The organism is Rhodococcus sp. O3 (genome assembly GCF_048897285.1).
Classification (GTDB): domain Bacteria; phylum Actinomycetota; class Actinomycetes; order Mycobacteriales; family Mycobacteriaceae; genus Rhodococcus.
In genome coordinates this window covers 47,025-67,998 of the sequence record NZ_JBMBTE010000002.1, presented here as the reverse complement: position 1 = coordinate 67,998, position 20,974 = coordinate 47,025, and the positions used below count along the sequence as shown (strand labels likewise).

The window sequence follows — 20,974 nt, the reverse complement described above, 5'->3', positions numbered from 1 at the left end:
GATCAGGCGTTCGCGGCCTCGTTGAACTGTTCGAGCGTGCCGGTTGCCTCGAGGTACTCCTGCACCCAGCGTTCGATGACCGCGGACGACTTCTCGACCTTGGTGAGCTGGCCGACGACCTGGCCGACGGGGTTGAACGCGACGTCGACGGTCTCGTCCGGGTACTTGTGGGTGGCGGCAACCGCCATACCGGACACCATGTACTGCAACGGCATTCCGAGCGGCTGCGGGTTGCCTTCCTTCTCCCATGCCTCGGTCCAGTCGTTGCGCAGCATGCGGCACGGCTTGCCGGTGAACGAGCGGCTGCGCACGGTGTCGCGGCTGGTGGCCTTCGCGTAGGCGGCCTGCTGGACGGGGGTGTTCTCCGCCTCCTCGACCATCAGCCACTGCGAACCGGACCACGCGCCCTGCGCGCCCAGCGCGAGCGCGGCGGCGATCTGCTGGCCGCTGCCGATGCCGCCGGCGGCCAGCACCGGGATCGGCGCGACCTCCTTGACGACCTGCGGCCACAGCACGATCGAGCCGACCTCACCGCAGTGGCCGCCACCCTCGCCGCCCTGCGCGATGATGATGTCCACACCGGCGTCGGCGTGCTTGCGGGCCTGCGCCGGCGAGCCGCACAGCGCGGCGACCTTGCGCCCGGAGTCGTGGATGTGGGCGATCATGTCCGCTGGCGGGGTGCCCAGGGCGTTGGCGATGAGAGTGACCTTCGGATGCTGCAGCGCGATCTCGACCTGAGGGGTCGCGGTGGCCTCGGTCCAGCCGAGGAGCTGCAACGCGTTATCGTCGCCGTCCTCCGGCAGTGGTACGCCGTGGTCGAGGAGGATCTTTCGTCCGAAGTCGAGGGTCTCCTGCGGCACCATCGACTGCAGCATCTTCGTGAGTTCTTCGGCGGACAGGTTCGAGTCCATGCCCTCGTACTTGTTCGGGATGACGATGTCGACGCCGTACGGGCGGTCGCCGATGTGCTCGTCGATCCAGTTCAGCTCCACTTCGAGCTGCTCGGGCGTGAACCCGACGGCGCCGAGGACGCCGAAGCCACCGGCCTTGGAGACGGCCACGACGACGTCGCGGCAGTGGGTGAACGCGAAGATGGGGAACTCGATTCCGAGTTCGTCGCAGAGCGGGGTGTGCATTCGGCACTCCTTCGAGGACGCGAGTCGCATATTGGAACGTGTTCTACTCTAGTTGCGACGCGTCGAAATGGGGAGGCCCTTCGCCCGCCCGACCGGGGTGGATCAGTCCTTCGCTTCGCGGACGTCCTTTCCCTGCTCGGCGAACGCCTTGAAGTCCTGCATGTGCTGTAGCGACTGCTTGCGGAAGGCTCCGGGCATCAAGAGCCCCACCAGCCGCATCAGCACGCCACTGAACCGGTATTCGTTCTCGCACTCCCAGAGCGTCGTCTCCGGACCGGATTCGGTCAGCCGGTTGCGAACGGCGCTCCACATGCCGCCGCCGACGATCTCGCGTTCGAAGCGAACGACGCTCCCTTCCGGGATCCCGTGCAGGTCTGCCGGCTCCCGGCGCGTAATGGTCTCGATACACTCGAGCTTCTGCTTCCCCGTCTGCATCACGACCCGCGATTCGGTACCGACCTGCCCGTGCATCCCATTCAGCGGCTCGTGCAGCACCAAGCCCCGCAGCTACTTCGGGATGTGTGCCGGGTCGGCGAGCAGCTGTGCCACCATCTCCCGGGGCAGGGCGATCTCGATCGAGACGGTGTACTTCATGGGGAGCGCTCCTGTGTCCCGAGTAGAGAGCGGTCAGATGGTTCCGGTGGCCTTCAGCTCCGCCTGCTGCTCCTCGGTGAGACCGAGCAAGTCGCCCCACACCGCGGCGTTGTCGTAGCCGGCGATCGGTGCACCGGCACGCCGCACGCCGCCGGGGGTTCCGGCGAGCACCGGGACGACGCCGGGACCGAGGACCTCGGATCCGGTGCGCTCGTCGTGGTGTTCGACGAGCATGCCGCGCGCGCGGAACTGTTCGTCGGCGACGACCTCCGCGACCGTGTTGACCGGTCCGGCCACCACCCCGCTGTCCGCGAGATGTTCGAGCAGGTCGTCGAGCTTCCACTGCGCCGCCCACGCGCCGATCAGGTCGTCGAGCTCGTCCTGGTGTACGCCGCGCGCGAGGTGGTCGGCGAAGCGCACGTCGTCGGCCAGTTCCGGGCGGTCCATCGCGGCGCACAGCCGCCGGAACACGGTGTCCTGGTTCGCGGCGATGACGATCCACATGCCGTCTCCGGTGCGGTACAGGTTCGACGGGGCGATGCCCTCGAGGCGGGTTCCCGACGGTCCGCGCACCACACCGGCGGTGTCGTAGTCGGGGATCACCGATTCCTGGATGGCCAGGCAGGATTCGGTGAGCGCGACGTCGACGATCTGCCCGCGGCCGGTGCGTGCGCGGGAGACGAGCGCCGCGAGGATTCCCTGGACGGCGAACATGCCGGCCAGGGAATCCCCGAGGGACAGCGCCAGCCGCGGCGGGGCCTGCCCCGGGTAGCCGTTGAGGTGCCGCAGCCCGGATTCCGCCTCGGCGACCGAGGCGTATCCTGCCTGTCCCGCCTTGGGGCCGGTCTGCCCGTAACCGGAGACACGGGCCAGCACGATGCCGGGATTGATCCCGGACAGCACGTCGTAGCCGAGGCCCCACTTCTCGAGGGTGCCGGGGCGGAAGTTCTCGACGATGACGTCCGACTCGGCGACCAGTCGCCGGAACAACTCCTGTCCCTCGGGCGACCGCAGATCGAGGGTCACGCACCGCTTGTTGCGGGCGTGCACCGTCCAGAAGAACCGGTGTCCGTCCTTCTCGCCCTGCCCCCACGTGCGCAGCGGGTCGGGACGCTTCGGGTCCTCGATCTTGATGACGTCGGCGCCCATGTCGCCGAGCAGTCGGCCGGCGAACGGCCCGGCGATCAGGGTGCCCAGTTCGAGCACCCTGATCCCGTCGAGCGCACCCGGCTGCGTCGAGTCCTGGGTCGCCGGGTTCTGGGTCGCCGGGTTCTGTTGCGCCGAGTCATGCTGTGTCACTGCCGTATTCCGTTCGTCTCGCGGGTCAGTACCCGAGGTGGACCGTCTTCTCCTCGGTGAACGCCTCGAGACCGCTGCGGCCGAGTTCACGTCCGATACCGCTGGCCTCACGTCCACCCCAGGGCAGGCTCGGGTCGGGAACACCCCAGCCGTTGACCCACACGGTACCGACCCGAAGCTGCGGGATCACGCTGTGCACGGTCGACAGGTTCTGGCTGAAGATGAACGCGTTGAGCCCGTACTTGGTGGTGTTCGCCAGCCGCACGGCCTCCTCGGTGGTCTTGAACGTGATGACGGTCGCGACCGGACCGAAGATCTCCTCGCGGGCGATCGTCAGCTCGTTGTGCCCCCGGAAGACGGTGGGCTCGACGAAGAAGCCTCGGTCGCCGACGCGCCCACCGCCGGTCAGCAGCTCGGCTCCCTCGCCGCGGCCCTTCTCGATGTACCCGAGGATCCGATCGAGCTGCTTGCGGTTGACGATGGTGCCCTGCGTCGTCGCCGCGTCGAAGGGGTCACCGACCACGGCGCCGCGTGCGAACTCGACGAGCCCCTCGACGACCTGGTCGGCGATGGATTCGTGCACGATGACGCGGGTGCCGGCCGCGCACACCTGGCCCTGGTGGTAGAAGTTGCCCATCGCGATCCACGGCAGCGACGCCTCGAGGTCGGCGTCCGGGAAGATCAGCTGCGGCGCCTTGCCGCCGAGCTCGAGGGTGACCTTGCGGAACTTCTCGCCCGCGAGCGAGGTGATGGTCTTGCCGACGGCGGGGCTGCCGGTGAAGGTGATCTTGTCGATGCCCTCGTGCGCGGCGAGCGCGGCGCCCGCCTCCGGCCCGAGCCCCGGCACGACGTTGAACGCGCCGTCCGGCACACCCGCCTCGGCGAGCAGGTCGGCGAGCTTCAGCGTGGACAGCGACGCGTCCTCCGCCGGCTTGACGACGACCGAGCAGCCGGCGGCCAGCGCGGGGGCGACCTTCCACGCGGCGACGACGGTCGGGTTGTTCCACGGGGTGATCGCGCCGACCACGCCGAGCGGCTGACGCAGGGTGTAGCCGAAGCGATGCTGCGGTCCCACGTCGGGCAGCAGGATCGCTTCGCCGGCGATCTTGTCGGCCCACCCGGCGTAGTGCCGGAACGAGGCCGCCGCGGCGGGGATGTCCCCGGCGACGGTGTCGGCGTACAGCTTGCCCATCTCGGCGGTTTCGAGGGCAGACAGTTCGGGCGCGTGCTGCTCGATGAGATCGGCTGCGCGCGAGAGGATCCGGCCGCGCTCGGCGCCGGGCATCTGCGACCACGCGCCGTCCTCGAAGGTGGCGCGGGCGGCGTCGACGGCGGCGTCGATGTCCGCGGCGCCACCGGAGGCGATCTGCGCGACGGTTTCCTCGTTCGCCGGGTTGACGGAGGTGAAGGTCGCGCCGGAGCGCGCCGGGACCGCGCGGCCGCCGATGCGCAGCAGCGGTTCCGGTACCACGACGGGATGCGGTGTGGGGGCAGTGGTGGTTTCGGTCATCTGTGACTCCTAGGGTGAGGGCGGAGTGAAGCGACGAGCGAGGCCGGACCACGACGAGTCGTAGTCGGGTTGACGGTGGGCCGCGGCGAGGGCGGTGTCGGTGACGGCCAGTGGCAGCCGGGTCTCGAACATGAACGACATGGTGTTCTCGAGCTTGACGGGGGCGAGTTCCGCGGCACTCGCGAGTTCGAACGTCTCCAGGTCCGGTCCGTGCGCACCCCACTGGTTGTGCAGCGACGCGCCGCCGGGAACGAACCCTTCGGCCTTCGAATCGTGCCTGCCGCGAACGAGTCCCATGAATTCCGTCATGACGTTGCGGTGGAAGTGCGGCGGGCGGAAGGTGTGTTCGCCGACGACCCAGCGTTCGGGGAACACCGCGAAATCCACGTTCGCCTGCCCCGGTATGGGGGTGGCCGAGGTCAGGACGGTGAAGATCGACGGGTCCGGGTGGTCCCAGCCGCCGGTGGTCATGACGTTGAACCGGGAGATGTCGTACTTGTACGCGCCGTGCGTGCCGTGCCACGCGACGACGTCGAGCGGCGAGTGGCCGAGTTCGGTGGCCCACAGGTGACCGCCGAACTTCTGTACGAGTTCGAAGGTGCCGGCACGGTCCTCGTACCAGGCCGTCGGGTACAGGAAGTCGCGGGCATGGGCGAGGCCGTTCGCGCCGATCGGCCCGAGTTCGGGCAGTTCGAATGCGGCACCGTAGTTTTCGCACACGTATCCGGTGGCGGCCGGGTCGAGCAGTTCGACCCGGAACCGTACGGCACGTCCGACGACGGCGATCTCACCGGGCGCAACCGCCAGGCGACCGAACTCGGTGCACAGCAGCAGTTCCCCGTCCTGCGGCACGAACAGCATCTCGCCGTCGGCGTTCACGAAGTACCGGTCCGTCATCGACTCGGTGATCGCGTACAGGTGCACGGCGATCCCGTTGCGGGAGAGTACGTCTCCGTTGACCGCGTAGGTGGTGACGCCGTCGACGAAATCGCGACCGGCGCCGGGTACCGGCTGCGGGTCCCACCGCAGCCGGTTCGGGGTCACCAGTCCCCCGGTCAGGGGCGCCGACGCCCAGTTCCCGTCGTCGATCCGCCGGAACGCCGGGTGTGCGGCCGACGGCATGATCCGGTACGTCCAGGTGCGCCTGTTGATTCCGCGTGGTTCGGTGAACGCCGTCGCGGAATGCTGTTCGGCGTAGAGCCCGTACGGGGCGCGCTGCGGCGAGTTCTGGCCCCACGGCAGCGCCCCCGCGATCGCCTCGCTGTGGTGTTCGTTGCCGAACCCGTGGAGGTAGTCGAGGTCCACCGAACCGGCCGTCACGTCAGTGCAACCATTTCGTGCAGCGTCGAGCCGTGCCGCTCCTGGGTCAGACCGTCGACGGACACCGACAGGGAGAAGTCGGAGCGGAACCGGAAGTACCCGGGCCGCCCGATGAGCCGGTTGACGATCGGCTTGATCAGCGGGCTCGCCGCGAGCGGAATGTCCTCGAGCAGATTGTGCGCGTGCACGATCTCGCGGACGTCCAGCCTGACGTCGAGCACATCCGGGATGCGGATCCGCAGCCACGTCGGATAGGTGCGATCGGCGACGGGGTCGAACACGGTGGGACCCTCGGTCATCTCGACCTCGCCGTTGCTGACGATCACCTCGCTGCCGCGCGCGACCATCACCGGCTGCGACCAGTGATTGCCGTACTTCTTCTGCGTGTGCACCATCGCGTAGACCAGGGTGAAGTCGTCGGTGTACAACCGGCCCCAGTACCACTTGTCGATGATCCGCTTCATGTCGCCCACGCCCCAGTTGTGGTCGTGGTAGCCGCGACCGGCGACGGTGGTGGTCTCGCCGTCGACGGTCACGGTGCCGGCGACCTTCGCGCGGGGCGCGCCGACGACCCAAGCGAAGAACTCGCGGTCGTTGTAGCTCGTCTGCCCGCGACCGGGCATCCACGGCGGCACCTCGGCGGTGAACGTGAGATCGAACCCGAGATCGCCCTCGGCGACCTTCACCCGGTAGACCGGCAGTCCGTTCTCCTCGCCGGTCAGGCGGGCGAAGTTCGTACCGACCCGCACGTCGCACTTCTCGGTGGAAACCGCGAGATCCTCGTCGGTGAACTGCCGGACCACCTCGCGGCGCTTACCGTCCGGGCTGTAGACGTGGATCTCCACACCGGGCTTGCGGTGCACGAGTTCCCGGGTCTGCAGCATCGCGACGACGATGCGTCCGTCGTCGAGGTGTGCATCGAAGTACCAGTGTTCGAAGGCGCGCTTGTCGGTCGACGGATGGGCTCCGTTGTCGCTCGGTGCGACGGTCGTGATCTCGCCGTCGCGACGGCCCGGTCCGTTCCAGGCCTCGACGATCTGTAGTGCAGCCACAGTGTCCCTTCCCCAGTGGTGGCGGTGTCAGCGTCGCAGTGCGCCGCTGGCGTCGAATTGTGCTTCGCGTCCTTGCATCTGAGCTCGGTACCAGTTCTCGCGATGGGCGACCATGATCTTCTCGTGCACCTTGGCGACGCCGGGGACGAAGCGGCGCGCCAGTTCCATCGCGGTGATGAGCGGGAACCGGGCGATCGGAATGATCAACCACGGCAGCACCTTCGGCATCGAGTACTTGCGACGGGTGCCGGGGGCCATGTAGATCGCCGAGTACACGGAGTTGATGCGGAAGTTGTAGGCCTCGCGCAGGCGGGTCAGACCGCGGTGTCCGTCGCGCGGCGCGAACGCCTGCGGGTACGACTCGATCAGTTCCTTGCCGTGTTTTCCGGAGTCGTGCGAGCGGGACACCACGGTGGTCGCGAGTGCCCGCAGGCTGTCGCCGATGGTTTCCGGGTACCAGCGCAGTCGCACCCCGAGCAAGTAGCCCATGTACTTCTGGAAGTGGATGAGCGCGCGGATCTCCCGCGGGGTGGTCTGGTACCCGAGCACCCACAGTGCCAGGCCCGGGGTGACGCTGCCGGCGATGAGAGTGAGCATCATGTACGTCTGGCTGATGGGCAGGCCCCACTTGGACTGGTCCCACTCGGGATGGTTCGCCACCCGGGAGCGGACGGACACGTGCATCACGCGCACCTTCAGTGCGGTGGCGCGGCCCTTCGATCCGGGGGTCAGCAGCGCGCCGGGTTCGGACACGTCCATCCAGAAGCGGCAGGTCTCGAGGAATCGGCGCAGCGCGTTGTCCCCGGCGTAGCCACCGGCCAGCGACAGCGGTGTCGCGACCGCGGCCTCGGTGTAGATCTCGAGGGTTTCGGCGCCGGCGAAACTGAACAGCATGGTGCCCCAGCGTCGCCAGATCGCCGCGCCCTGCTCGACGAGTTCCGGTTGCACCCAGTCGGGCACGGTTTCGAACTCCTCGAACAGCGCGCGCATCGACTCGGGTGCGTCGGGCACCGCGTCGATGCCCTCGGCGAGGGCGATCTCGAGCATCTCGCGCGTCCGCTTCGGCCCGGTCTCCCCGTGGTAGACCTCCTCGACGAATCGTTCCGCGGTGGGGTCACCGCTGTAGAGGTCGTTGCACAGGGCGCGGGCCTGTTCGTCGGTCGGCAGGATGTCGAAACCGGTGAGTTTCAACACGAGTCGCCGCACCCGCTGGACACGTTCGGTCGCAACGGATTCCCAGTACGGGAACGCGGACGGGCAGCGGTCGATCTCGTCGGGTGTCTCACGCGCGATGGTGCCGGTCATGCCGGGACCTCCTGGTTCCGATCGTCGAGGACGGTGCGGCGGATCCAGCCGGCGAGGCGGGTGACGACGTCGTTCAACCCGCCGGGCTGGTCCACCAGATAGTGGTTGAGGCCGCGCATCTCGATCAGTTCGGCGTCGCGGGGCAGCGCGGCGTGCATGAGCCGCGAGTCCTCGGCGAACGCGGCTTGGTCGCCGAGCAGGCTCATGACCATCGTCGGGGCGTGCACCGACTGCAGATCGGTGAGCGCGTCGGCGTTGGTGTGGTCGGGACTCCACGTGCTCAGCCAGCTGCGGACGGTCACGAACCGGGCGAGCCCGCCGGCGGCGGTGTTCGCGGCCTTCGGATCGCCGTACATGCTGCCGAGCTCGCGGTCGCTGGGGTCGATCGTCAGGTCGACGAAGCGCGGGTCGGCGACGGTGCGGTGCACCACGAAGCCGCGGTCGGAGGCGCCGGTGCGGTTCAGGTCGGCGAGCTGGTCGAGCGCCCAGGCATCGATGCGCCGCATGCGGGCCAGCTGCGCGTCCCGGTACTGCTGCACCCACTCGGGGTCGAGCGGCGCGGTGCGCGCGTACAGGTCGAGGTCCGGGTCGGTGAGGTACGGATCGGCCTCGTCGACGACGGCACCGTCGATCCAGTGCCGCAGCACCCGCGCCCGGCCGGGGTGGGCACCGACCAGCATGAGCGCGTCGGCGGGCCGCAATCCGGCCGATGCGAAGGGTGCCGGATCACCCGCGGGAGTCTCGGTGACGGTCGGATTCTCGGCCTGTGACTGGTAGAAGGAGGCGAGCGAGCCGCCGCCGCTGAACCCGAGCAGCACGACCTTCTCGAAGCCGAGTTCGTCGGCCATCCAGCGCACGCCGGTTCCGAGGTCGAAGGCGGCGCGCTCCATGATGAGGGCCGGTTCGTTCGACGCGTAGCGGGTGTTGAGCCCCATCGCGGGGATGCCCTGCTCGGCGATCGCCTTCAGCAGGAAGTGGCTGAGGAAGTTCGATGCGGGATGACACATGATCACCCCAACCTCGGTCGAATATCCTTTTTCTGCAACCAGATTGGCGTGCAGAGTCGGATAGTGGCGGCTCAGCCCCGAATGCATCTCGACCCGGCCGTCGTTCGCCGGTTCGTACGGGATGCGCTGGAAGTGGTCGCGGATCTCGGTCCTGGAAGTCATGTCACCGTCCGGTATTTCAGCATCATGTCGTGGTCTTCGTGGTCGAGGATGTGGCAGTGCCACACGTAGCCCTGCAGCGTGTGCGCGCCGGAATGCTCCCGGTGTGCCGCCGGATCGGTGTGGCCGTGATCGCCGTTGCCGATGGTCTGGACCAGGTCCGTGGCGAAGGTGGCATCGGGGTCGAAGCCGAGTTCCTCGGCGGTCGGGAACCGAACCACGATCCGCGTCACCGAGTTCGGGTCACAGATGACCGTGTCCTTGAATCCGGTCTCCCACGGTTGCGGCCCGCGCGGCGGTTCGACGACGAACGGATCCGGATCCGGGGTCCACTTGATCCCGAGCGGCGGCTGCGGCTGGCGCGCGCACATCGCGAGGGTGTTGATCGCCTGCCGACCCAGGACGCGGAAGGTCACCAGGTGCAGGTGCACCGGGTGCGGATCCGGGGTGGCGTTGACGATGTTCCACTGCTCGACGGTGCCCTGTCGCGGCATTTCGATGTCGTCGCTGTGGAAGCGAAGGTTGTTGAGCGACATGATCGACGGCGGCAGGCGCACGTCCGACGGCTGGCTCATCGAAACGTTCCGCACGACCTGCGGTTGCGGGATCGGGCCCACGGGGTGGGGCTGCCCCGCTCCCCCACGGAGGGTCGCGGGAACCGGACCGGTGAATCCGCGCACCGCCTCGGCGCGGAAGCGCATGAACACCGGCATCCGCACCGCGCCGATCTGCGCGGCCTGGGGTGCGGCGTCCTCGGTGTTGCGGAGTTCGACGGTGGCTCCGGGGTCGAGCAGGGCGAAATCGACGAGCAGATCGGCTCGTTCGCCCGGCGCGAGCCGGATCCGGGTGGTCGCGGCGGGTGCGTCGAGCAGTCCGCCTTCCATGCCGATGACCCAGAACACCATGCCGTTGGAGAAACTCAGGTCCCAGACGCTGAACGAGGCGGCATTGAGCAGGCGCAGCCGGTAGAGACCCCGCGCGACGCGGGCCTCGGGCCAGATCTTGCCGTTGACGAGACCGACGTCTCCGACGGCGCCGCCCTCCCAGCGACCCTGCGGCACGATCGGGGTCGAACGGATGGACTGCGAGCCGTCGCTGTTGACGATCTTCTCCTGCAGCACCAGCGGCAGGTCGAACTCGCCGGAGGGCAGACCGAGCGGGTTTCCGGCCTCGCCCGTGTCGAACTCGTCGCGGAGCTGGTAGACGCCGGCGAGCCCGGCGTAGACGTTGAGCCGGGTGACCGCCATCGCGTGGTCGTGGTACCACAGCATCCCGGCTTCCTGCCGGTTCGGGAAGCGGTAGGTCATGCCCTGGCCGGGCCGGGAGACCAGCTCCGGGTGGCCGTCGGACTCGGGTGGGGTGACCCCGCCGTGCAGGTGCAGCGAGGTCGGAACCTCGACGCGGTCGCGTTCGCTCATCCCGTGCAGCGAGGTATCGAAGTCGGGGGCGAAAGGGTGGGCGCTCAAGCGGTTTCGGTACCGGATCTCGGTGGGCCGGCCGCGGTGCGCGGTGATGACCGGACCGAGGTAGCCGTCGCCGTAGGCGAGGGTCGCGCCGGGCGGGAGGTCGCGATGGAAGCTGTGGGTGGAGCTGACGGCGTCGATCTCGATCGTCGATCCGCTCACCTGCTCCAGCACCGGCAGCTCGTCGACGAACGGCGTGAGGGTCGGGGAACGGAACAGCAGGGGCCGGCCGATGTCGGGACCGTCGGCCGTCGCACGGCCGGCGAGGAGCCCGGTCGCCCCGGCTCCTGCCCCCACGGCGATTCCCGTGAGAATTGTTCTGCGACTGAGTTTTCGCATCGAGAAAGCTTCCATGACGAGCCCTGCGCGGACGAATGGGAATGCAGCCGGTCGTGATCCGAGCCACACAGTACCATAGGGTATGGTTCAGTCAAGATCGCTGCGACCAGGCACGATGAGGTCGAGCTGGAACCCTTCCGCGGGGGCGAGCTCCTCCCCCGGAGACGCTCGAAGGAGAACTGTGCGAAGACTTTTCACACGGGCATGGATCCTGGCGGCGGCGGCCGGCCTGTGCGCCCCCGCCGCGGCCACCGCGACTCCGGCAGCAGACCCGTGCGCCGGGTCGACAGCGCCGCCGGTCGTACTGGTCCACGACATCGCATCCGATGCCGGCGCCTGGGACGAACTGGCCGCCGATCTCGGGGCCTCCGGCCGGTGCGCCCTGCCGATCACCTGGGGCGCACCCGAACCCGCCGACGTGCCCGTGCCGTTCGCAGGACTGCGCGGAGTCGATGCCGGTGCGCGCGACCTCGCCGCCGCCCTCGCAGGCGCAGGCACCGTGGACGTCGTCGCCCACGGCGTCGGCGGTCTCGTCGTCCAGCGTTATCTGCAGGACCACGGATCGCGGTCGGTGCGGTCGCTGACGACGCTCGGCCCGATCTGGGACGGCACCGAGATCGGCGGGCTCGCCGCCGCCGAGGAACTCAGCCGCCGAATCGGCACGTACGACCTGGTGCTGAGCCTCGAAAAGCCGGTGATCGACCCGGTCTGCGCGGGCTGCCGCGAGGTGATCCACGGATCCGACCTGTTGCGCGACCTCCACGCCCGCGGGCCGATCACCGACGGCGTCCGGTACACGGACATCGTCTCGACGTGCGACGGGTTCGTCGTCCCCGCCGCCGGTGCGTTGGTGCCGGGCACAACCGTCGTCACGCTGCAGGAACGCGACCCCGGCAACTGCGCCGGACACTTCGTGTTGCCCCGCGATCCCCTCGCACGCGCTCTCGCACTCGACGCGGTCGAGCACGGCGGCGTGTAGGCTCGACGCGGTCGAAGACAGACGAAGGAGTGGTTGACGTGATGCGCCAGCCGTCGGAGACCGGACGTCCGGCAGAGCGACGGAAACGGCTCTCGCTCGAGGATTGGACCGAGGCCGGACTGCGGCTTCTCGTCACCGAAGGCCGTGCGGCGGTGAAGATCTCCCGGCTCTGCAAGGAACTCGGCGTCACCAAGGGCAGCTTCTACTGGCACTTCGACGACATCGATCAACTGATGAAGGCGATTGCCACTCGGTACGCGTCGCAGGAGAACGACGCCGCCCGAGGGCTGACCAGCCTCGAGGAACTGCCCGTCCGTGAGCGATTGGCGCGGATGGGCACGATGCTCGTCGACGATCGGGCCTGGGCGGCGGAGGTGGCGGTGCGGGAGTGGGCTCGCACCGACCCGAAGGTCGCCGAGTCCGTGCGCGCACTCGATCAGCGGATCATGGCCGTGGTCGAGAACGCTTTCCGTGAACTCGGTTTCGACGAGCGCGCCGCCCGCGTACGCGCCGGAACACTCGTGTACGCGGGCATCGGGTTCGTCTACGGCCGGGACAGCCTCGCCACCCCGACCGTCGACGAGATCCAGGAACTGCTCGCCGTCCTCACCGCCCGGTGACGGTCACGCGCGGGTGAGCCGCAACCGCCACGCCTCGGGTCCGCGTTCCTCGTAGTCGACAGCCAATCGGCCGCCGGTCCGCTGGGCGAGCTGATGCAGCAGCGGAAGCGGGTCGTGCGGGGCGACCAGTACGAGTGCGCCGCCGGGTGGGACCGCGTCGAACGCCCCGAACACCGTCGCGTGCCGGATCGCGTGCGGAATCTCGCGCACGTCGAGCACCGGATCGGGTTCGTCCTTCTCCCCGCAGGTGCAGGCATGGCCCCCACACCCCTGTTCGGACGCGTTGTCGTCGTGGCCCCCGAGCAGGTCGTGCATGCCCTCGACGGCACCGGCGAGCGAGACGTCCGGGTCCGCGGCGACCACCGGCAGGATCCGATCGTTCTCGTCGACCAGGTGCGCATCGAACATCGTGCGCAGCGCGTATCCGGCGGCCGCGGCGCGTGTCGGGGACGGCTCGTGCTCGATGCGGTCGACCAGCGCCTCGATTCGCCGGTGCACGGCGATCATGGATTCGACGAGCAGCTTCGCGTCGACGCGGCGGGCCGCGGCCGGGTAGAGAGCCTGCTCCTCGGCGATCGCGTGCGGCAACAGGGTGCCGGTGAGGTAGTCGACCACCGCGCGGCGCGCGACCTCGACATCCGTGTTCTTTCCGGCGGCGTTCTTTCCGGCGGCGTCGAGCAGCGCATCGGTCAGATACGCGATTCGTCCGGCGATCTCGGCGTGATGGTTCTTGATGGCGTCGACGGCGTGTGCGTCCTCCGCAGTAGCCGCAACGACGACGGTGTCGGTGGTCATTCCACTCTCTCCTTGTGCAGGTGGCCGATCACCCATCAATTTACTACAGTTATTTCCGTGGAAAATAGTGATCTCCTTCTCGGCCCCCGACCGACGCCCGCGGCGGCGTCGCTCCCGGCGCTGTCGCCGCAACGGATCACCGTCCTCGACGACGTCCGCGCCCACGGCCCCGCCCGGATCAACGACATCGCCGAACGCCTCGGACTGCACCCCAACACGGTGCGCGAACACCTCGACGCGCTGGTCGCGGACGATCTCGTCGAAACCACCACCGAGCCCGCCCGCGGACGCGGCCGGCCTGCCAAACTGTTCCGGCCGACCCCGGCCGCCGACCCGACGAGCGCGAGCCGTGAGTACTCGGGACTCGCCACCGCCCTGGCCGGGCACATCGCGCGCACCAGCCTCGATCCGGAAGCCGACGCCCGCGCCGCCGGACGCGCCTGGGGTCACGAACTCGCGCGCGAATCCGGTTGCGACCCGGACGATCCGCACCGGTCGGTGCTCGATCTGCTCGTCCGCCTCGGGTTCGATCCGCACGACGGAGGCCACGCGGGTGGCATCGCACTGCGCCAGTGTCCCCTGCTCGACGCCGCGCGCCGCTACCCCAGCGTGGTGTGCCAGGTCCACCTGGGCATCGTCGAAGGCGTGCTCGAGGAGCTCGGTGCTGCGACCGGACCGGGGCTCGACCTGCTCCCGTTCGCCGAGCCCGGGGCATGCCGGCTGTTCCTACCCGATCCGGCGTTCCCGGGTCCCGCTGTGTTGGACGAGCGGGCGGTCGACGAGCAGGCGGCCGACGAAGGGACGTCGCGATGAATCCCGTTCCGCGCCGCGCGCTGCTGCTGGTTCCGGGCGGGCTGGCACTGCTCGCCGGCCTCGACGCCGCACTGTTGCTGCTCGGCCTCCCCGCCCCGGTCGACACCGCACGCCTGCCCGAGATACACGGAATCCTGCTGGTGCTGGGGTTCGTCGGGACGGTCGTCGCGCTCGAACGCGCGGTCGCGCTGGGCCGCAGCGCCGGATATCTCGCTCCACTGCTGCTCGGCGCCGGCGGAATCGTGATGATGTCCCCTGCACCCCAGACAATTTCGGGATTGCTGCTGCTCGCAGGCACCGTAGCGCTCGTCGCGATCTACGTGCCGCTGTGGCGGCGAGCCGCGGACCCCGCAGTCCTCGTCCAGGCCGGGGGCGGTGTCCTCGCGGCCGGAGCCGCACTGCTGTGGCTCGCGCACGTCCCGGTCCCCGAACTGCTCCCGTGGCTGTGCACGTTCCTGATCCTCACCATCGCCGGAGAGCGCCTGGAACTGGCCCGGGTCGCAACGCTCGGGACACCCGCCGAACCCCTGCTGGTCGCGATCGCGAGCGCGATCGTGGCGGGCACCGTCGGCACGTTGCTGTGGCCGTCGGCCGGCTATCCGCTGCTCGGCGCCGCGCTGCTCGCCCTCGTCGCCTGGCTGGTGCGCTTCGACGTCGCACGCCGTACCGTCCGCGCCACCGGCCTGGCCCGCTACATGGCCGTGTGCCTGCTCGCCGGATACGCCTGGCTGGCGGTCCCGGCGCTGACCTGGCTTCTCGTCGGCGCCGTCCCCTCCGGTCCCGGCTACGACGCCGTCGTGCACTCGGTGATGCTCGGGTTCGTGATCTCGATGATCATGGCGCACGCCCCGGTGATCCTCCCGGCGGTCGTGCGGCGCCCACTGCCGTACACCCCGCTCATGTACGGACCGGTGGCGCTGCTGCACCTGTCGATGCTGCTGCGCGTCGCAGTCGGTGACGTGCGCGGCGTCGAGTGGGCGGTCACGGTCGGCGGCGCGCTCGGCATCGTCGCGATCCTCGCGTTCGTCGTGATCGCGGCCACCTCCGCGCTGCGGCCCGCCCGTCAGGAGGTTCCGGCATGAACGAGCGCGGGAGCTGGCACCTACGTGCCGGATCGGTCGTCGTCGCGTGGCTCGCGGCGCTGGTCGTCGTGTCCGTCGGGCACCGCTGGATTCCGCAGTCCGGCTGGTTGCTCGTGCACGTGCTCGGTCTCGGTGCGGTGAGCAACGCGATCCTGATCTGGAGCGGTCATTTCACCGACGCGTTGCTGCGGCGGCCGACCGGGTCCCGGCGGGCCGAGACCGCGCGCCTGCTGGTGTTCAATGCCGGTGCGGTCACCGTGGTCGCCGGGATGATCTCCGGATGGTGGCCGGCCGTGCTGGTCGGCGGGTGCGTCGTGGCGGTCGTGGCGCTGTGGCACGGCACGACGCTGCTGCGCCGCCTGCGGTCGGCGTTGCCGTCCCGGTTCGGGCACACCGTGCGCTACTACGTCGCCGCCGCCGCGATGCTGCCGGTCGGCGCGGGAATCGGTGTGGCGATGGCCGATTCGCGACTTCCCGGCGAAGTACACGAACGGCTGGTTCTCGCGCACGCGGGCATCAACGTCCTGGGCTGGGTGGGCCTCACCGTGCTCGGCACCCTCGTCACCCTGTGGCCGACGATGCTGCGCACCCGCATGGCGCAGCGCGTCGAGGACGCCGCGCGTCGCGGTCTGCCGGTGCTGCTGGCCGCGCTCGCCGTCGGGGTCGCCGGTGCGGTCGCGGGGTTGCCCGTCGTCACGGCCGCCGGTGTCCTGGGTTATCTCGTCGCCGCGGGCTACGTGCTCGAGCCGCACCTCGACGAGATCCGGCGCAAGCATCCCGGCGACTTCGCGACGCTGTCGGTGCTGGCCGGTGTGCTGTGGCTGTTCGGTGTCCTGCTGTACCTGGCGATAGGCCTGGCGACCGCGGCGACGCCGTTCGAGGCCACCGAGGTCGCGGGTGCGGTGACCGCGGCGTTGCTGGCGGGGTTCGTCGCGCAGGTGCTGCTCGGCGCCCTCACCTACCTGATTCCCGTGGTCATCGGGGGCCGGGCCGCGGTGCAGGCCGCGATGGCCGAACTCGAACGCGGTGCCCCCTGGCGGTTGTCGGTCGCGAACGTGGGTCTGGTGCTGTGCGTGCTGCCGGTGCCGAGTCTCGTGCGCGTGGTGTGCTCGATGCTGGTGCTGGTGGCGTTCGCGTCGTTCCTGCCGCTGGTCGTGCGTGCGGTGCTGGCGGCCCGTCGCATGCGGGGCGTGCCGTCCGCACCCGGGGTGCGCGAACCGATGCCCGCGGCGCGGCGTCTCGGCATCGCGGCGGCAGGGGTCGCGGTGGTCGTGTTCGCCGCGGTCGGTGGTGTGGCGGCCGACCCGGCGGCCGTGGGTATTTCGAGTGTCGACACGGTGGCGGTCGCGGAGACCGGGCACACCACCGAGGTCCAGGTGCGCGTCGAGGGCATGCGGTTCGTGCCGGCCGTGCTCGACGTCCCGGCGGGTGACCGTCTGGTGATCGAGTTCGTCAATTCCGGTGAGGATCGGCACGATCTGGTGCTCGCCAACGGCAAACGCACGGGCCGGATTGCTCCCGGGGAGTCCGCCGTCCTCGATGCCGGGGTGATCGGCGGCACCGTCGACGGCTGGTGCTCGGTCGCCGGCCACCGTCAGATGGGGATGACGTTGCAGGTCCGCGCCGCCGGTGCCGCGCCGGTGTCGCACGACGGACACGACGGCGCCGAGCTCCATGCCGGTGCAACCACGGACACCGTGGACGTCGCGCACAGTCTCATGATCGACCCCGGACCCGGCTTCGTCCCGCACGACGCGACCGCACCGGCAGCCCGGCCCGATCACCGGATGACGCTGGCGGTCTCGGAGGTGGAGCGCGAGGTGGCTCCGGGAATCACGCAGAAGCTGTGGACGTTCGGCGGCACCGCACCCGGTCCGACTCTGCGCGGCCGGATCGGTGACGTCTTCGAGATCACGCTCGTCAACGACGGGACGATCGGGCATTCGATCGACTTCCACGCCGGGGCGCTCGCCCCGAACGGTCCGATGCGCACGATCGCGCCGGGCGAGTCGCTGACGTACCGGTTCACCGCGACCCGCGCCGGAATGTGGTTGTACCACTGCTCGTCGATGCCGATGTCGGTGCACATCGCCAACGGCATGTTCGGGGCGGTGATCATCGACCCGCCGGATCTGCCTGCGGTGGACCGCGAATACGTTCTCGTGCAATCCGAGTTGTATCTCGGTGCACCGGGCGGCGAGGTGGACGCTGCGAAGGTCGCCGCCGGAACACCGGATCTGGTGGTGTTCAACGGGTACGCGAATCAGTACGACCACGCTCCGCTGCAGGCCCGCACCGGCGAGCGCGTCCGCATCTGGGTGCTGCCCGCCGGTCCCGACCGCGGCACGTCGTTCCACGTGGTCGGTGGGCAGTTCGACACGGTGTGGGCCGAGGGCGAGTATCGTCTGCGGCCCGGCACCGGCGGAGCGCAGACCCTCGGATTGTTCCCGGCACAAGGCGGATTCGTGGAACTGGAGTTTCCGGAGCCGGGTCGCTATCCGTTCGTCACGCACGCGATGACCGACGCCGAGAAGGGGGCGCACGGTGTCGTCGAGGTGCTTCCCCTGCCTTGACCGTCGCGGCGGGAGGCAGTATCGGAAATTATCAGTGCCCGGGACGGATTCACCGTCCCGGGCACTGCACCCTCCCCCGGGTCTAGCGGGCCGCGTCGAGGCGGTCGACGGTCTTGTCGTATTCCGCCACCAACTCGGCCATGATCTCGGCCACCGGCCGGATCTCGTTCATGCGTCCGACGATCTGCCCCGCGGGCATCGCGACGACCTCGGGGTCGCTGCCCGCCGAGATCCGCTGATGCGCCTCGCTGACGAGAATGTTCTGCAGCGGCATCGGCAGCGGTGCCGGTGCATCCGGCTTCGCCCACGCATCGGTCCACTTGGTCTTGAGCAGCCGGGCGGGCTTGCCCGAGTAGATCCGCGAGCGAACGGTGTCCGCGGAGGTCGCGGCGAGCAGTGCCCGCTGAACCGCGGTGGGGCCCTTGTCCGCTCCACCGAGCTTGTACTCGGAGGTGGTCAGCCAGTACGAGCCCATCCACACCCCGGACGCGCCCAGCGCCAGCGCCGCCGCGACCTGACGGCCGGAGCCGATGCCGCCGGCGGCCAGCACCGATGCGGAATCGCCGATCGCATCGACGATTTCCGGCCACAGCACCATCGAGGCAATCTCACCGGTGTGACCGCCCGCCTCGTAGCCCTGCGCGATGACGATGTCGACACCGTTCTCGACGTGCCGCTTCGCGTGGTCGACGGCACCGGCGAGCGCCGCCACCGGCACACCGTGTTCGTGCGCGAGGTCGATGACGTCCTTCGGCGGGGAACCGAGAGCGTTGGCGATCAGCGCCGGACGATGCGCGAGCGCGACGTCCACGTGCGAACGCGCCACCGAGTGCAGCCAGCCCAGCACACCCGTGGCGTGTTCGGCGTCGTCCCCGAGCGGCGGTACTCCCAGTTCGGTGAGGGTGCGGTCGACGAACGCACGGTGCTCCGCGGGGATGAGCTTGTCGAGGTCGACGGCGGAGCCCTCGGTGGGCACCTTCGCCGGCATCACGATGTCGACGCCGTACGGCTTGCCGTCGGTGTTCTCGTCCATCCAGGTGAGCGTCTCGTCGAGCTCCTCCGGATCGTTGAACCGCACGCATCCCAGGACGCCGAGCCCACCGGCCCGGCTGATGGCCGCTGCCACGTGCTCGGACGGGGTGAACCCGAAGATCGGGTAGTCGATTCCGAACTTCCTGCTGAGGTCGGTCTGCATCCGCCGTCCCTTCTATCCGGCCTTGGCGGCGGAGCCGTTGGTGTAATCGTCGTCCGCGGGACGCGATTCGGTCTGCTCGTGCGCCCAGCGGTAGTCGGGCTTGCCGGCCGGGGACCGCTTGATCTCGTCGACGAACCAGATGCTGCGCGGCACCTTGTACCCGGCGATCAGGGAGCGGCACGCATCGGCGAGCGCGTTGGCGGACGGACGATCGCCGTCCCGGGTGGCGACGACTGCGGCGACGCGCTGCCCCCAGCGTTCGTCCGGAACGCCGACCACGAGGGCGTCGAACACGTCGGGGTGGGACTTGAGCGCGGCCTCGACCTCTTCGGGGTAGATCTTCTCGCCGCCGCTGTTGATGGAGACCGAGCCGCGGCCGAGCATCGTGACGCTGCCGTCCGCCTCGACCTGGGCGTAGTCGCCGGGGATCGAGTAACGGACGCCGTTGATCTCACGGAAGGTGGCCTTCGTCTTGACCTCGTCCTTGTAGTAGCCGATCGGGATGTGACCGCTGCGGGCGATCAGGCCGATCTTGCCCGAACCCGGCTCGACAGGGTTGCCGTCCTCGTCGAGCACCGCGGTGGACGCGTCGATCTTCACTGTGGGCGCACCGACGTGCGACTGCCCCTTCGTGACGAATCCGATTCCGCCGAAGCCGGTTTCGGACGAGCCGATGGAATCGGAGATCACCCGGTTCGGCAGCTGGTCGAGGAACTTGTCCTTGAGCGCCGGGGAGAACAGCGCCGCGCTCGATCCGATGAAGAACAGGGTGGAGAGGTCGTAGGGCTGCCCGGTTTCCGGGTTCCCTTCGGCGAGGGCGTCGAGCATCGGCTGCGCCATCGCGTCGCCCGTGATGAAGATGAGGTTGACCTTGTGCTCGTCGATGACCTGCCACACGCCGTGACCGCTGAACTCGGCGAGGAGAACGACCTTGCCGCCGCCGAAGAGCGCCTGCAGCGTCGCCCACTGCGCGCCGCCGTGGATCATCGGCGGGATGGGCAGACGAACGAGGGGGGCGGTCTCGGCACCCTGCTTCGCGAGATCCCACTCGTCCTGGACGTATTCGCCGGTGGCGAAGTTGATGCCGCCGCCAAGCACGCGCCACACGTCCTCGTGCCGCCACATGACGCCCTTCGGGGCACCGGTGGTGCCGCCGGTGTAGAGCATGTACAGGTCGTCGGCGCTGCGCTCACCGAAATCGCGTTCGGGCGAACCCTGGGCGAGCGCGTCCTCGTATTCGACTGCGCCGGTGGCCGAGTCGTCGAGAGCGGTGCCGTCCTCGACGACGATCAGGGTCTTCAGCTGCGGGGTGGACGGCAGCACGTTGGCGACCTTGTCGGCGTAGCGGCGCTCGTACACCAGCGCCACCATGTCCGAGTTGTCGAAGATGTACTGCAACTCGTTCTCGACGTACCGGTAGTTGACGTTGACCATCACCGCGCGGATCTTGAACACCGCGACCATGGCTTCGATGGCCTCGATGGTGTTGCGCGAGTAGATGCCCACCTTGTCGCCCGGCTGGACGCCGTGTTCGAGCAGGTAGTGGCCGAGCCGGTTGGCTCGTTCCTCCAGTTGCGCGTAGCTGATCTCGCGACCGTCCGCCGAGAGCGCGATGCGGTCGGGGACGAGGTCGATTGCGTGCTCTACGAGGTCTGCGATGTTTAGGGCCACGCCATCAAAGTAGAACGTGTTACCGTTTCTGACAAGACCTGAATGAGATCCAGTTCACAACA

16 protein-coding genes and 1 pseudogene are annotated in these 20,974 nt (G+C 69.1%); 5 read left to right on the top strand and 12 right to left on the bottom strand.

All coding sequences use genetic code 11. The annotated features are described in order from the left end of the window. Positions 1-2: 2 nt before the first annotated feature. The 9 genes and pseudogenes from ACN675_RS01320 to ACN675_RS01280 form a co-directional block, all read right to left on the bottom strand. Positions 3-1,136 carry a nitronate monooxygenase gene (locus tag ACN675_RS01320; RefSeq protein ID WP_420749187.1) on the bottom strand — a complete coding sequence of 378 codons (1,134 nt, stop codon included), beginning with the start codon at positions 1,134-1,136 and terminating at the stop codon, positions 3-5. Between the two features lie 102 nt (positions 1,137-1,238). After that, positions 1,239-1,730 (bottom strand): annotated as a pseudogene (locus ACN675_RS01315) (SRPBCC family protein). Positions 1,731-1,763: 33 nt separating this feature from the next. Further along, entirely contained in the window at positions 1,764-2,942 is a 1,179-nt protein-coding gene (locus ACN675_RS01310) for a CaiB/BaiF CoA transferase family protein (protein WP_420749289.1), read from the bottom strand. 112 nt (positions 2,943-3,054) lie between these two features. Further along, positions 3,055-4,539: an aldehyde dehydrogenase family protein gene (locus ACN675_RS01305; protein WP_420749186.1), complete on the bottom strand. Its 1,485-nt coding sequence runs from the start codon at positions 4,537-4,539 to the stop codon at positions 3,055-3,057. Positions 4,540-4,548: 9 nt separating this feature from the next. After that, entirely contained in the window at positions 4,549-5,859 is a 1,311-nt protein-coding gene (gene hmgA / locus ACN675_RS01300; RefSeq protein ID WP_420749185.1) for a homogentisate 1,2-dioxygenase, read from the bottom strand. Then, positions 5,856-6,911 (bottom strand): lipocalin-like domain-containing protein, encoded by a 1,056-nt coding sequence (locus tag ACN675_RS01295; protein ID WP_420749184.1) that lies wholly within the window; start codon positions 6,909-6,911, stop codon positions 5,856-5,858. The genes hmgA and ACN675_RS01295 overlap by 4 nt, the downstream gene beginning before the upstream one ends. Before the next feature lie 27 nt (positions 6,912-6,938). Next, positions 6,939-8,216 (bottom strand): oxygenase MpaB family protein, encoded by a 1,278-nt coding sequence (locus ACN675_RS01290; RefSeq protein WP_420749183.1) that lies wholly within the window; start codon positions 8,214-8,216, stop codon positions 6,939-6,941. After that, the gene (locus ACN675_RS01285; protein ID WP_420749182.1) at positions 8,213-9,385 is read right to left on the bottom strand and encodes an alpha/beta hydrolase; all 1,173 of its coding nucleotides are present in this window, start codon (positions 9,383-9,385) and stop codon (positions 8,213-8,215) included. The genes ACN675_RS01290 and ACN675_RS01285 overlap by 4 nt, the downstream gene beginning before the upstream one ends. Continuing rightward, positions 9,382-11,184 (bottom strand): multicopper oxidase family protein, encoded by a 1,803-nt coding sequence (locus tag ACN675_RS01280; protein WP_420749181.1) that lies wholly within the window; start codon positions 11,182-11,184, stop codon positions 9,382-9,384. The genes ACN675_RS01285 and ACN675_RS01280 overlap by 4 nt, the downstream gene beginning before the upstream one ends. A gap of 181 nt (positions 11,185-11,365) precedes the next feature. On the opposite strand from ACN675_RS01280, the gene ACN675_RS01275 reads away from it, so the two are divergent. Both ACN675_RS01275 and ACN675_RS01270 read left to right on the top strand, forming a co-directional pair. After that, positions 11,366-12,163: an esterase/lipase family protein gene (locus tag ACN675_RS01275; RefSeq protein ID WP_420749180.1), complete on the top strand. Its 798-nt coding sequence runs from the start codon at positions 11,366-11,368 to the stop codon at positions 12,161-12,163. 41 nt (positions 12,164-12,204) lie between these two features. After that, positions 12,205-12,783 (top strand): TetR/AcrR family transcriptional regulator, encoded by a 579-nt coding sequence (locus tag ACN675_RS01270; protein ID WP_420749288.1) that lies wholly within the window; start codon positions 12,205-12,207, stop codon positions 12,781-12,783. A 3-nt stretch (positions 12,784-12,786) separates the two neighbouring features. Here ACN675_RS01270 and ACN675_RS01265 read toward each other — a convergent pair whose 3' ends face one another. After that, a complete protein-coding gene (locus ACN675_RS01265; protein WP_420749179.1) occupies positions 12,787-13,578 on the bottom strand; it encodes a DUF2249 domain-containing protein in 792 nt (263 codons plus the stop codon). A gap of 57 nt (positions 13,579-13,635) precedes the next feature. Here ACN675_RS01265 and ACN675_RS01260 point away from each other — a divergent pair, with 57 nt between their 5' ends. Genes ACN675_RS01260 through ACN675_RS01250 form a run of 3 tightly spaced genes read left to right on the top strand, consistent with a single transcriptional unit; the run spans position 13,636 to position 18,046 of the window. Next, complete coding sequence (locus ACN675_RS01260; RefSeq protein ID WP_420749178.1) at positions 13,636-14,391, top strand: helix-turn-helix transcriptional regulator; 756 nt, start codon at positions 13,636-13,638, stop codon at positions 14,389-14,391. After that, positions 14,388-15,473, top strand: coding sequence for a hypothetical protein (locus tag ACN675_RS01255; protein WP_420749177.1), 1,086 nt, complete (start codon positions 14,388-14,390; stop codon positions 15,471-15,473). Before ACN675_RS01260 ends, ACN675_RS01255 begins: the two co-directional genes overlap by 4 nt. Next, positions 15,470-18,046: a multicopper oxidase domain-containing protein gene (locus ACN675_RS01250; protein ID WP_420749176.1), complete on the top strand. Its 2,577-nt coding sequence runs from the start codon at positions 15,470-15,472 to the stop codon at positions 18,044-18,046. The genes ACN675_RS01255 and ACN675_RS01250 overlap by 4 nt, the downstream gene beginning before the upstream one ends. Positions 18,047-18,128: 82 nt before the next feature. On the opposite strand, the gene ACN675_RS01245 is transcribed toward ACN675_RS01250, so the two are convergent. Then, complete coding sequence (locus ACN675_RS01245; protein WP_420749175.1) at positions 18,129-19,241, bottom strand: NAD(P)H-dependent flavin oxidoreductase; 1,113 nt, start codon at positions 19,239-19,241, stop codon at positions 18,129-18,131. A 12-nt stretch (positions 19,242-19,253) separates the two neighbouring features. After that, a complete protein-coding gene (locus ACN675_RS01240; RefSeq protein WP_420749174.1) occupies positions 19,254-20,912 on the bottom strand; it encodes an acyl-CoA synthetase in 1,659 nt (552 codons plus the stop codon). Positions 20,913-20,974 lie beyond the last annotated feature (62 nt).